We start from the raw sequence: 13,297 nt of genomic DNA, 5'->3' as shown, positions 1-13,297 counted from the left end.
GCGGTCAGCAGCCGCGTTCGCGGTTGTCGCCGTGAAGCATTCCACGCCCGTCAGACCGAGACGCGGGTCGGCTCCTCGTCCGGCTCGGCGACGGCCCGCTCCCGGCGTAGGGGCGACGGCTCGACCCGGAGCACCTTGGCCAGAACCGGTGGCAGCCACCAGTTGTACGGGCCGAACAGGCTGACCAGTGCCGGCACCAGCAGGGCTCGCACGATGGTGGCGTCGATCAGGATGCCGACCCCCAGCGCGGTGCCCATCACCTTGATGTCGGTGCCCGGCGACGAGGCGAGCGCGGCGAAGGCGAAGAACAGGATCAGGGCGGCCGAGGTCACCAGGCGACCGGTCCGGGCCAGGCCGATGACGACCGCTTCGTTCGTGTTGCCGCAGGCGTCGTACTCCTCGCGCATCCTGGCCAGGATGAAGACCTCGTAGTCCATGGACAGCCCGAACAGGAAGGCGAAGATGATCACCGGGAGCCAGAACGTCAGCGCTCCGGTGGCGGAGATGTTGAACACGGCCTCCGAGCCGTGGCCCATCTGCCAGAACCAGGTGATGGCACCGAACACGGCGGCGAGCGACAGCAGGTTGAGCAGGACGGCCTTGATCGGCAGCAGCACCGACCGGAAGGTGCGCATCAGCAGCACGAAGGTGATCAGCGCGATGAGCGCCATGACGTACGGGAACTTGTCGTAGACCGCGCTGAAGTAGTCGCCGACGGTGGCACCCGCGCCGGTGATCCCGACGTCCCCGTCCACGGCACTCTCGACGGCCGAGCGGACTTCGTCGACCACCTTGTTGCTCGAGCTGTCGACAGTCTCCTTGGTCGGGACGACGTCCACGACGGCCAGCGTCGGGTCGTTCCCGCCGATGACGGCGAACTGGACGCCGTCGACCTTGCCCGCCGCGTCGGCGGCGGCCTGCGCCTGGCTCGACGGCACCAGCACCTCGATCGGCGTGGTCACACCGGACTCGATGCCACCCGCGCGCAGGGTCGCCAACGCGTCGTACGCCGGGCCGTTGCGGGCCAGGGACTCGATCCCGGCCTGACCGATCTTGAGTGAGAAGACCGGCGCGATGAGCAGCCCCAGCACCAGCATGGCGACCCCGGCAGCGATCCAGCGGCGGCGCACGATGAGCTTCGCCCAGGCGGTCCAGGCCTTGGACGCCGTGCCCTCGTGGCGGATGCGCGGCCAGTCGACCCGCGGGCCGATGCTGGTCAGCATCGCCGGCAGCAGCGTCAGAACCACGGCGACGCTGACCAGCGGGATGAGCATCCCGCCGATTCCCATGCTGCGCAGGAACGGCACGGGCACGACGACCAGGGCGACCAGGCTGATGGCGACGGTGACGCCGGAGGCGAGGACGGCGTGGCCTGCGGTCTTCATTGCGGTGATGACGGCGGTCTCGTTGTCGAACCCGTGGGCCCGTTCCTCGCGCCAGCGGGAGACCACTAGCAACGAGTAGTCGATCGCGACCCCGAGGCCGATCAGCGCGATGAGGAACTGGACGACGAAGCTGACGTCGCTGAACGTCGTCAGCCCCAGGACGAGCAGGAAGGTGGTGAGGATGGACACCGCGGCGATCAGCAGGGGGAGCAGGGCCAGGAAGGACGCGAAGACGAAGACGAGGACGACCAGGGCACCCAGTGCGCCGAACATGGTCTCGGCCAGCACGCTGGGACCTTCGTTGCTGCTGTTGCCCGCCGACAGCAGTCCGTAGGAGGTCACGCCGGTCGTCAGCCCCGTGCCTTCCGCGGCCTTCTGCAGCGTCGCGTCCAGCTGGGTCTCCGGTCCGGGTGCGAACGAGGTCGGCTGCGGTCCCTGCATCAGGGCGAACGTGGTGCGGTGGTCGTCGGAGACGAAGGCCGGATCGCCGGTGCTGGCCAGGTCGACCAGCCGGACTTTGGGGAACACCGAACCACCTGCGCTGAAGACCTTGGCGATCTGGTCCTTGTTGGCCTCGACGGTCTGGCCCACGGGCACGGTGACGACCGCGACGAAGGTGTCGTACGAGCTGGTGCCGTACGCCTCGACCAGGTGCTTCTCGGCGGTGTCGCCGGGCTGGCCGGGCAGCGAGAAGTCGATCCCCAACCGGTCCGGCACCTTCCCCGCCGCGAAGCCGCCGGCCAGGAAGAGCGCGATCCAGATGCCGAAGACGATGCGACGGTGTCTGATGACGAGGCGGGCCAGACGTTCCACGATGGGCTCCATCGATGTGTTGTGCCTGGGCCGATTGCCGACCTCGGCGGATACTGCAACGTATGATGAACGGAGCGGATCGTCAACCAGGTTAACCATTTATCAGGTGAACCCCTGATAACGATTCAGGGTCAACCCTGAAACTACCCCGAGAGCTCCCGACCCAGACCCCAGGAGGCGGTGTGGTCCGGCCATCGCGTCCCGACCTGCGGTCGTACACGGGTTTCCTCCTACGCCGTGCCTTCGTGGTCACGGTCGGCGTCGAGGCGAGCTGCATCGGTGACGACACCCGCACGCGAGAGATCTCGGTGCTGTCCATCCTCGACGAGCTCGGCGCGGTCTCCCAGCGCGAGCTCGCGGAGCTGACCCACATCTCGCCCACGGTGATCGTCGGGTTGGTCGACTCTCTGGCATCGCGCGGCTGGGTCGTCCGCGAACGCAACGCCGCCGACCGTCGGTCCTACGCGCTGCGGCTGACGGAGACCGGCCGCAAGGAGCTGCCACGGCTCGATCGCGACCTGGACCGCAGCGAGCTGCAGCTCACGTCGCGACTGAGCGAGGCGGAGGCCGCCCGGCTCCGGGCGCACTTGCGCGTGCTGCTCGACGGCGACGCGGCGCTTCGAGTCACCGCGCTGGCTGATCGGGTGGGCTACCTCATCGGGCACGCGCACGGGCGCACCCGGGAGCGGGCCCAGCGCGCGCTGCGCGAGCTCGACCTGCACCCGCGTGAGTTCGGTCTGCTGTCGGTCATCGGTCGCGACGAGCCCTGCTCGCAGAGCCACCTGGCCGCGGCGCTCGGGGTCAGTGACCCGGCGATCCTGCCGATGCTGGACTCCCTGGAGGCTCGCGGATTGCTGACCCGAGAACGCAACCTGACCGATCGCCGGCTCAGCGACGTCCGGCTCACCGAGCAGGGCCATTCCCTGTTGCTCGCCTCGCAGGCGCAGGCCGACGAGGTCCAGGCCGACATCGTGGGCAGGCTCGGCAAGCCGGCGAACGACGACCTGTGCGCCCTGCTGGCCCGGATCATCGGCGACTGACGCAGCGCCCACGACCAGCGGCTGGACGTCCCCGACAGCCGGTTGATGCCCAGTCCTAGACTCCGGCACATGACCAGCCCAGACATCAAGCCCCGCAGCCGCGACGTGACCGACGGTCTGGAGAAGGCCGCCGCCCGCGGCATGCTGCGAGCGGTAGGCATGGGCGACGAGGACTTCGCCAAGCCGCAGATCGGGGTGGCCAGCAGCTGGAACGAGATCACCCCGTGCAACTTGTCGCTGCAGCGGTTGGCTGTCGCGGTCAAGGAGGGGGTGCACGCGGCCGGCGGGTACCCGCTGGAGTTCGGCACCATCTCGGTCTCCGACGGCATCTCGATGGGCCACGAGGGCATGCACTACTCGCTGGTGTCCCGTGAGGTGATCGCGGACAGCGTCGAGACGGTCATGCAGGCCGAACGCCTGGACGGCTCAGTGCTGCTGGCCGGCTGCGACAAGTCGTTGCCGGGCATGCTGATGGCCGCCGCGCGGCTGGACCTGTCCAGTGTGTTCCTGTACGCGGGGTCGATCCTGCCGGGCATCGCGAAGCTGTCCGACGGCACCGAGCGCGAGGTCACCATCATCGACGCGTTCGAGGCGGTCGGCGCCTGCGCCCGCGGGCTGATCCCGCGCGAGGACGTGGACGCGATCGAGCGCGCGATCTGCCCGGGGGAGGGCGCCTGCGGTGGCATGTACACCGCGAACACGATGGCCAGCGCGGCCGAGGCGCTCGGGATGTCGCTGCCCGGCAGTGCAGCGCCGCCGGCCGTCGACCGGCGCCGCGACGGCTTTGCCCGGCGCTCGGGGATGGCGGCGGTGGAGATGCTGCGCCAGGGCATCACGGCCCGCCAGATCCTGACCAAGGAGGCCTTCGAGAACGCGATCGCGGTGGTGATGGCGTTCGGTGGCTCGACGAACGCGGTGTTGCACCTGCTGGCGATCGCGCACGAGGCGCACGTCGAGCTGTCGCTGGACGACTTCCGCCGGGTCGGTGCTCGCGTGCCGCACCTGGCGAACGTCAAGCCGTTCGGGCAGTACGTGATGAAGGACGTGGACCACGTCGGCGGTGTACCCGTCGTGATGCGCGCGCTGCTCGATGCCGGGCTGCTGCACGGTGATGCGCTCACCGTCACCGGCCGCACCATGGCCGAGAACCTGGCCGAGATCGCCCCGCCGGACGTCGACGGCAAGGTGCTGCGGGCGATGTCCGAGCCGATCCACCCCACCGGCGGGATCACGATCCTGGCCGGTTCGCTGGCCCCCGAGGGTGCCGTGGTGAAGTCCGCGGGCTTCGACGAGGACGTGTTCGAGGGCACCGCCCGGGTCTTCGACGGCGAACGGGCCGCGATGGACGCGGTCTCCGATGGCACGCTCGCTGCGGGCGACGTCTGCGTGATCCGGTACGAGGGCCCGAAGGGCGGCCCGGGGATGCGCGAGATGCTCGCGGTGACCGGGGCGATCAAGGGTGCCGGGCTCGGCAAGGACGTGCTGCTGCTCACCGACGGGCGCTTCAGCGGCGGGACGACCGGTCTGTGCGTCGGGCACGTCGCGCCCGAGGCCGTGGACGGCGGGCCGATCGCGTTCGTCCGGGACGGCGACCGGATCCGGCTGGACGTCGCCAGCGGACGCCTCGACCTGCTGGTCGACGATGCCCAGCTGGCGGCCCGGCGGCAGGGTTGGACGCCCCCGGCGCCCAAGCACGAGCGCGGCGTCCTGGCCAAGTACGCCAAGCTCGTCGGCTCCGCAGCCCGCGGCGCCGTCTGCGACTGACCCACTCGTGATGAGTTGTGGGGGTCTCAAGGGCCTGGGAGACCCCGAAAGCTCGTCACGAGTTGGGCGGTGGGTCCGAAACGTGGACGGCTGTCTCAGTGGTCGAGACGAATAGGGGTCGTAGTTGACGTCACGGCAGGTGCGGACGAGGGTGGTCGCGTGCTGTCGTCGCTCGTACTCAGGCGGCGCGCCGTCCAAGGGTGACCAGGCCCTGCGGACCGCGCGCGACCCCTCGTTGTGCCCATCTCGGGCCGAGGGGTTTTTTCGTCCCTTCGAACGGAACAAGGTGAGGTCGTGAACGCAAGCGGTGATGCCGCCTCGGGTGAGGCCGGCCGGCCGGCTAGCCCTGCGGACGTCGCGGGTGCACTCTCGCGTGGGCGCCAGCCGATGACCGGGGCGCAGAGCCTGGTCCGGTCGCTGGAGAAGGCCGGAGTCGAGGTGGTCTTCGGCATCCCCGGCGGCGCGATCCTGCCGGCGTACGACCCGCTGCTGGACTCCGAGAGCGTCCGGCACATCCTGGTCCGGCACGAGCAGGGCGCCGGGCACGCCGCCCAGGGCTACGCGTCAGCGACCGGCCGGGTCGGCGTCTGCATGGCCACCTCGGGCCCGGGCGCGACGAACCTGGTCACCCCGATCGCCGATGCGTACATGGACTCGGTGCCGATCGTGGCGATCACCGGGCAGGTCGCGTCGTCCGCGATCGGCACGGATGCCTTCCAGGAGGCCGACATCCGGGGCATCACGATGCCCATCACCAAGCACAACTACCTGGTGACCGACGCGGACCAGATCCCGCAGGCGATCGCCGAGGCGTTCCACATCGCCGGTACCGGTCGTCCGGGGCCGGTGCTGGTGGACATCAGCAAGGACGCGTTGCAGGCCATGACGCACTTCGCCTGGCCCGAGCGCGTCGACCTGCCCGGCTACCGTCCGGTGACCCGTCCGCACGGCAAGCAGGTGCGCGAGGCGGCGCGGCTGATCGCCGAGGCGAGCCGTCCCGTGCTCTACGTGGGTGGCGGCGTGGTGCGGGCCGGCGCGAGCCCGGAGCTGCGCGAGCTGGTCGACCAGACCAACATCCCGGTGGTGACCACGCTGATGGCGCGTGGCGCGCTGCCGGACAGCCACCCCGCGCACCTGGGCATGCCCGGCATGCACGGCACCGTCGCCGCGGTCACCGCGCTGCAGCGATCCGACCTGATCATCAGCCTGGGCGCCCGTTTCGACGACCGGGTCACCGGTCAGCTGTCCACGTTCGCGCCGCAGGCCAAGATCGTGCACGCCGACATCGACCCGGCCGAGATCGGCAAGAACCGCGCGGCCGACGTGCCGATCGTCGGGGACGCCCGCGAGGTGATCCGCGACCTGCTGGTGGCGCTTGCCGCGGACCGCAGCGAGGGGCGCGTCGGCGACTACACCGGCTGGTGGAAGGAGGTCGACGCGTGGCGCCAGACCTACCCACTGGGGTACACCGAACCGGACGACGGATCCCTTGCGCCCCAGCACGTGATCAGCCGGATCGGCGCGATCAGCGGGCCGGACACGATCTTCACCGCGGGTGTCGGCCAGCACCAGATGTGGGCCGCACAGTTCATCTCCTACGAGCGCCCCGGCACCTGGCTGAACTCCGGTGGGCTGGGCACGATGGGGTACGCCGTCCCGGCCGCCATGGGTGCCAAGGTCGGCAAGCCGGACCGCACGGTCTGGGCCATCGACGGTGACGGCTGCTTCCAGATGACCAACCAGGAGCTGGCAACCTGCGCGATCAACGACATCCCGATCAAGGTGGCGGTGATCAACAACTCCAGCCTCGGCATGGTCCGGCAGTGGCAGACCCTTTTCTACGGCTCCCGGTACAGCAACACCGACCTGCACACCGGTGCGGCAACCCGCATCCCGGACTTCGTGAAGCTGGCGGACGCGTACGGCTGCGCCGGCCTTCGCTGCGATCGCCCCGAGGACGTCGACGCAACGATCGAGCAGGCCATGGCGATCAACGACCGTCCGGTCGTGGTGGACTTCGTGGTGCACCGCGACGCCATGGTGTGGCCGATGGTGCCGTCCGGTGTCAGCAACGACCAGATCCAGTTCGCTCGGGGTATGAGCCCCGTCTGGGACCGGGAGGACTGAGATGTCGAAGCACACGCTGTCGGTGCTGGTGGAGGACCGCCCCGGCGTCCTGGCCCGGATCGCAGGTCTGTTCTCCCGCAGGGGTTTCAACATCGACTCGCTCGCCGTCGGGCCGACCGAGCACCCGGACATCTCCCGGATGACCGTGGTGGTGGACGTCGAGGACCTCCCGCTCGAGCAGGTGACCAAGCAGCTCAACAAGCTGGTCGAGGTGATCAAGGTCGTCGAGCTGGAGGCGCCAGCCTCGGTGCAGCGCGAGCTGCTGCTGGTCAAGGTCCGGGCGGACCTGCAGACCAGATCGCATGTGCTCGAGACGGTCCAGCTGTTCCGCGCCAAGGTGGTCGACGTCTCGACGGACGCGGTGACCATCGAGGCCACCGGCAACGCCGAGAAGCTCGCCGCGCTGCTGCGGGTGCTCGAGCCGTTCGGCATCCGCGAGCTCGTGCAGTCCGGGATGGTCGCGGTGGGCCGCGGTCCGCGCAGCATGAGCGACCGCGCGCTCCGCACCGCCTGACCCATCGAGCTCGACCCGAACCCGTTGTCCTGCAACTGATCGCAACTCTCGAAGGAGCGCCCATCGTGGCCGACATGTACTACGACGCCGACGCCGACCTGTCCGCACTGTCCGACCGCAAGGTCGCGGTGATCGGGTACGGCAGCCAGGGCCACGCGCACGCACTGAACCTGCGCGACAGCGGGATCGACGTCCGGGTGGGCCTGCCCGAGGGCAGCCGCAGCCGGCCCCGGGCCGAGGCCGAGGGCCTGCGCGTGGTCGACCCGGCGACCGCCGCGAGCGAGGCCGACGTGATCGTCGTGCTGACCCCGGACCACGTGCAGCGGCACGTCTACACCGAGTCCATCGAGCCGCACCTGCGCGACGGCAAGGCGCTGCTGTTCGGGCACGGCTTCAACATCCGCTTCGGCTACGTCAAGCCGCCGCTCGGGGTCGACGTCGTGATGGTGGCGCCGAAGGGCCCCGGCCACCTGGTGCGCCGCGAGTACACCGACGGCCGGGGGGTGCCGGTGCTGGTGGCGGTCGAGCGCGACGCCAGCGGGGGAGCGTGGCCGCTCACCCTCGCCTACGCCCGGGCGATCGGCGGGCTGCGAGCCGGCGGGATCAAGACCACGTTCACCGAGGAGACCGAGACCGACCTGTTCGGCGAGCAGGCCGTGCTGTGCGGCGGGGTCTCGCGCCTGGTGCAGCAGGGCTTCGAGGTGCTCACCGAGGCGGGCTACCAGCCCGAGGTCGCGTACTTCGAGTGCCTGCACGAGCTCAAGCTCATCGTCGACCTGATGTACGAGGGCGGCATCGCCAAGCAGCGCTGGAGCGTCTCCGACACCGCCGAGTACGGCGACTACGTGTCCGGGCCGCGGGTGATCGACGACTCGGTCAAGCAGCGGATGGTGGAGGTGCTGTCGGACATCACCGACGGCACGTTCGCCGCGCGCTTCATCGCCGACCAGGACGCCGGTGCGCCCGAGTTCGCGGCCCTGCGGGCCCAGGGCGAGCAGCACCCGATCGAGGCCACCGGTCGCCAGCTGCGCGGCCTGATGGCCTGGGTGAAGTCCAGCGACGACGACTACACCGAAGGGACCGCCGCTCGCTGACGGCGGCCCGGACGGCGAGACCCGCGTCTCAAGTTCTGGGAAGGCATGGTCGATACATGGACGTCCGAGTAATCTACGAGGACGTCCGAGTAATCGGAGCAGTCAGGACTGCGTGGCGGACCATCCTTCGCCGCCCGCACTTCGGACCTGGCCGACGGTGACCCCGTGGCCCGGTCGAGCGCCTGACCGATGCGCTTACGCGCGTCACCCACGACTTCAGAACGAAGGAACGCATCATGAGCGAGGCCGAGGAGTTCGCCCGTCGTGCCCTGCAGGAGTCCATGGACCTGCGTGACCAGGGGCACAGCGACGACTGACACCTGATCGCCGACGAAGGGCCGTCCGCACGCGTGTGGGCGGCCCTTTGTCGTGCTCAAGCAGCGCTGCGTGGCTGCCGATGGGTCAAATGGCGGAAACCGTGTTCACGGGGTGCTATGGCTCAAGTACTCTCCGTGTTCAAGGCTCACGTTCAGCGGAGCCCCGCCGAGTCGGCACCCGAAGGAGCAACTGTGAATCGTCGTCCCGGCGCGATCGGCGCACCGCTGGCCGCCATCGTCGCTGCCAGCGTCGTCGCTGCCGGCCTGGCTGCGTCGCCGGCTGCGGCTGCGACCGCGGGGCCGACGACCCGGCACAAGCGCCTTCTCGACCACCGTGGCTCGACCGAGCTGCCGGCCTCGGCCAAGACCGCCGGCTCGGTCGCGCTCGGCACGACGACCGGGGGCCGCCCGAAGGTCGACGGCGCACTCACCGGCGTCAAGGGTTCCGTCGCGGTGATGGTCGAGCTCGACGCGGCCCCGGCCGCCAGCGCCTTCGCCGCCAGCCGCCCCCGTGGCTCGCTCGCCGCCGCCTCGGCCGCCCGGTCCCAGACCGGCGAGGTGCGTACCCAGCAGAAGTCGGTGGAGAGCCACTTCGGCTCGACGGCGACCAAGGCGCGGGTCATCTACCGCACGCACGCGCTGTACTCCGGCCTCGCAGTCACCACCGACGCCTCGCGGCTGGACGCGCTCGCGAAGCTGCCGGGCGTCAAGGCCATCCACAAGCTGACCCCAAAGAGCATCGACAACTCGGCGTCGGTGCCGCTGATCGGCGCACCGGCCGCCTGGGCCGGGCGCGACGACACCGGCCAGGACGTCCGGGTCGGCATCATCGACACCGGGATCGACTACACGCACGCCGACTTCGGTGGACCAGGCACGGTGCAGGCCTTCGCCGACGCCGGGGCGTCCTCGACGTTCACCCCCACCGCCAAGGTCGCTGGCGGCTACGACTTCGCGGGTGATCTGTACGACCCCGCGGACCCCGCCCACGCCACCGCGGTCCCGGACCACAACCCGCTGGACTGCAACGGTCACGGCTCGCACGTGGCCGGCACGACGGCCGGCCTCGGCGTGAGCGCGGACGGCTCGACGTACTCCGGCTCCTACTCCCACGACCTCGACCCGGCCGGCTTTCGGATCGGCCCGGGAGTCGCCCCGGGCGCTGCGCTGTACGCGCTGAAGGTCTTCGGCTGCGAAGGGGCCACCGACCTGGTCAGCCAGGCCCTGGACTGGGCCGCCGACCCGGACGGCAACGGCGACCTGAGCGACCGCCTGGACGTGGTCAACCTGTCGCTGGGCTCGGACTACGGCTCGCCGGACGACCCGGACGCGGTCGCCGCCAACAAACTTGCCGAGCTCGGCACCGTGGTCGTGGCGTCGATGGGCAACAGCGGCGACGTCTACGAGATCGGCGGCTCGCCGGCCAACGCCACCCGGGTGATCGCGGTCGCGGCCAGCGACGACGGCAGCACTGTCGCGGACGGGCTGCGGGTGACCACCCCCTCCGGCATCGAACCCGCCGACACCGTCGACGGGTCGCAGGACGACACCTTCGCCGCCCTCCGTTCGGACGCCTACGCGTGGGCGACCAAGCCCGGGGTCACCGACGCCGACGTCGTGCGGATCGGTGACTGGACGACGGACCCGTCCAACGGCAACAACACGGACGGCTGCGCGCCGTTCAACGCAGCCGACGCGGCCAAGGTCGTCGGCAAGGTCGTGCTGCTGTCCTGGGGACCTGACGGGGACCGTCGCTGCGGTTCGGGCCAGCGGGGTGAGTACGCCGCCGCGGCGGGCGCTCTGGGCGCGGTGTACGGCGGCCAGGTCGACTCGTTCTCCGCCGGGATCACCGGCGTCTCCGACATCCCGGTCATGCTGACGATCAAGCAGGCGACCGACGCGATCAACGCGCGGCTCGAGGCAGCCGTCCCGGTCCACGTGACCATGACCGACGCGCTGCACAACACGAACGCGATCAAGTCATCCGGAGCGGTCGACCAGCTCGCGTCGTTCTCCTCGCGGGGCATCGGAACCTCCACCGTGGTCAAGCCGGACGTCTCGGCGCCGGGCGTCACGACGTTCTCGGCGGCGGTCGGCACGGGCAACGACGGCGTCTCCGACAGCGGCACCTCGATGGCGTCCCCGCACGTCGCCGGTGAGGCGGCCCTGGTCCGTTCGGCGCACAAGACGTGGACGACCGAAGAGGTCAAGGCCGCGATCATGAACACGGCCACCCAGGACGTGACCGTCGGCCCGGACCACAGCGGCCAGGTCTACGGGCCCGAGCGCGTCGGGGCCGGCCGGGTCAAGGCCGACGCCGCCGTCGACACGAACACGCTGGCCTACGTCAAGGACACTCCGGGTGCGGTAGGTGTGTCCTTCGGCCCGCTCGCCGTGACCGCGGACAGCACGCTGACCAAGACCATCCACGTGGTGAACAAGCGTCCGGTGTCGGTGGCCAGCTACTCGATCGTCTACCAGCCGGCCCACCCCACGCCGGGTGTCACCTACTCGGTCAGCCCCTCGCAGATCGCGCTGCCGGCAGGCGGTTCGGTCGACGTCACGGTCACGCTCAAGGTCGTGCGCTCGCAGTTGCAGCACACCGCCGACCCGACCACGGACCCCAACCCCTACGGCCTGCAGTACGCGGACGGGTCGGCTGGGCAGCGCAGCTACCGCACCGACGCCAGCGGGCGGGTAGTGCTCAGCCCGGTGGGCGCCACCTCCGGGTCTGCGCTGCGGGTCCCGGTGTGGTCGGCGCCGCGACCGGCGTCCACCATGAAGGCGGCCGCCGCGCTGACGGTCACGGGTTCGGGCGCGATCCAGGGCGGCGCCCTGACCCTGTCCGGCGCCTCGGTCGACCAGGGTTCCGGCAACGAGGCCTACGTGTCGACGGTCAGCGCCTTCCAGCTGCAGGGCAGCAGCGCCCAGCTCCCCGCCTGCTCGACCACGCTGGTCATGGGCTGCATCGCGAAGGCGGACGACCGGTCGGCCGACCTCAGGTACGTCGGCTCAGCGTCGGATGGCCCGGTCTTCCGCTCGGCGGGAGCAAATCCCCTTGTCGATGACCCGTCGCTTCCACTGGCCCAGCTCAGCTTCGGACTGAACACGTACGGACCCTGGCGTACGCCGGCCTCGTACACCGAGTTCGTGGTGTTCCTGGACGCCAACGCCGACGGCACCCCTGACGCGGCGACCTACAACACCAGGCTCGCCGACCCGACGGGCGACTTCGACTACTTCGTGGCGCAGACCGTCGACCTGCGCCCGGGTCACCAGGGCCAGCTGCTGGACCTCGAGCTGATCAACCTGACCGACGGCTCGTTCGAGACCGGCCTGTTCAACAGCGACTCGCTGACCATGTCCGTCTCGCTGGCCAACCTCAGCGCCGCCGGGCTGATCAACAACGCTAACCACAACCTGAGGTACTGGGTCTCCTCGTACGCAGAAAACGACGCCGTCGACGTGGTCGGCAGCGCCGCCGCCCCGCTGTCGGTCAACTGGTACTCCCCGGCGCTGAGTGCCACCGGCGACGGCTACTCGGCGATCGGGATCACGGACTCGTCCGACGTGGTGCTCGATGTCCGCCGGGACGAGGGGTCGCTGTCCACCGACAAGCCGGCTGGCCTGCTGCTGCTGCACCACCTGAACGCGAACGGCTCGCGGGCGCAGGTGGTGCCCATCAGGACCGGCACTACGGTCAAGCTCACGTCGAACTCGACGAGCTACACGTACGGCGGCCATCCGGTCTACACAGCGACCGTGACCTCGTCCAAGGCGACCGGCTCGGTCTCGTTCAAGGACGGCACGAAGGTCCTGAAGACCCTCGCGGTCAGTGGCGGCAAGGCCACCTACACCGCCAGCGGTCAGGCCCGTGGGACGCACTCCATGACGGCCGTCTTCAGCGGCACCGGCGACTACCTGTCGAGCACGTCGGCGGCGGTCAAGGTGACCGTCAACGGACTGACCAGCACCACGAAGGTCGCAGCCAACGACAGGGACTTCGGGTACGGCTACCGCCCGACCCTGACGGCCACCGTCACGTCTGCGGCGACCGGGACGGTGACGTTCCGCGACGGCAGCAAGGTGCTCGGTACTGCGACCGTCAGCAAGGGCAAGGCGGTCCTGAAGGCACCGGTCCTCGCTCGCGGCACGCGCTCCATCAAGGCCACGTACAACGGTTCAAGCGTCTACAACCCCTCGACGTCCTCGGCGATGTCGATCCGAGTGCGCTGAGCGAACG

Annotated in this window: 7 protein-coding genes; 6 read left to right on the top strand and 1 reads right to left on the bottom strand. The window is 70.1% G+C overall.

Annotated features, from left to right (window positions below; translation table 11 throughout):
* Positions 1 to 50 precede the first annotated feature (50 nt).
* Positions 51 to 2,198, bottom strand: coding sequence for an MMPL family transporter (locus tag ACPPVT_RS14975; RefSeq protein WP_426561581.1), 2,148 nt, complete (start codon positions 2,196 to 2,198; stop codon positions 51 to 53).
* 182 nt (positions 2,199 to 2,380) lie between these two features.
* Here ACPPVT_RS14975 and ACPPVT_RS14970 point away from each other — a divergent pair, with 182 nt between their 5' ends.
* The 6 genes from ACPPVT_RS14970 (at position 2,381) to ACPPVT_RS14945 (ending at position 13,290) form a co-directional block, all read left to right on the top strand.
* Positions 2,381 to 3,238 carry a MarR family winged helix-turn-helix transcriptional regulator gene (locus ACPPVT_RS14970; protein ID WP_426561579.1) on the top strand — a complete coding sequence of 286 codons (858 nt, stop codon included), beginning with the start codon at positions 2,381 to 2,383 and terminating at the stop codon, positions 3,236 to 3,238.
* A gap of 69 nt (positions 3,239 to 3,307) precedes the next feature.
* The gene (gene ilvD / locus ACPPVT_RS14965; protein ID WP_426561577.1) at positions 3,308 to 5,002 is read left to right on the top strand and encodes a dihydroxy-acid dehydratase; all 1,695 of its coding nucleotides are present in this window, start codon (positions 3,308 to 3,310) and stop codon (positions 5,000 to 5,002) included.
* A gap of 387 nt (positions 5,003 to 5,389) precedes the next feature.
* On the top strand, positions 5,390 to 7,129 hold the full coding sequence (locus ACPPVT_RS14960; protein WP_426567168.1) for an acetolactate synthase large subunit: 1,740 nt from the start codon (positions 5,390 to 5,392) through the stop codon (positions 7,127 to 7,129).
* Between the two features lies 1 nt (position 7,130).
* On the top strand, positions 7,131 to 7,643 hold the full coding sequence (gene ilvN / locus ACPPVT_RS14955) for an acetolactate synthase small subunit (protein ID WP_426561575.1): 513 nt from the start codon (positions 7,131 to 7,133) through the stop codon (positions 7,641 to 7,643).
* A gap of 65 nt (positions 7,644 to 7,708) precedes the next feature.
* Complete coding sequence (ilvC, locus tag ACPPVT_RS14950; RefSeq protein WP_426561573.1) at positions 7,709 to 8,737, top strand: ketol-acid reductoisomerase; 1,029 nt, start codon at positions 7,709 to 7,711, stop codon at positions 8,735 to 8,737.
* A 509-nt stretch (positions 8,738 to 9,246) separates the two neighbouring features.
* Complete coding sequence (locus ACPPVT_RS14945) at positions 9,247 to 13,290, top strand: S8 family serine peptidase (RefSeq protein WP_426561571.1); 4,044 nt, start codon at positions 9,247 to 9,249, stop codon at positions 13,288 to 13,290.
* Positions 13,291 to 13,297 lie beyond the last annotated feature (7 nt).

It is taken from the genome of Angustibacter sp. McL0619 (assembly GCF_049994355.1).
Taxonomy (GTDB): domain Bacteria; phylum Actinomycetota; class Actinomycetes; order Actinomycetales; family Angustibacteraceae; genus Angustibacter.
The sequence above is the reverse complement of the archived record's forward strand: the minus strand, read 5'-3'. Positions and strand labels throughout refer to the sequence as shown.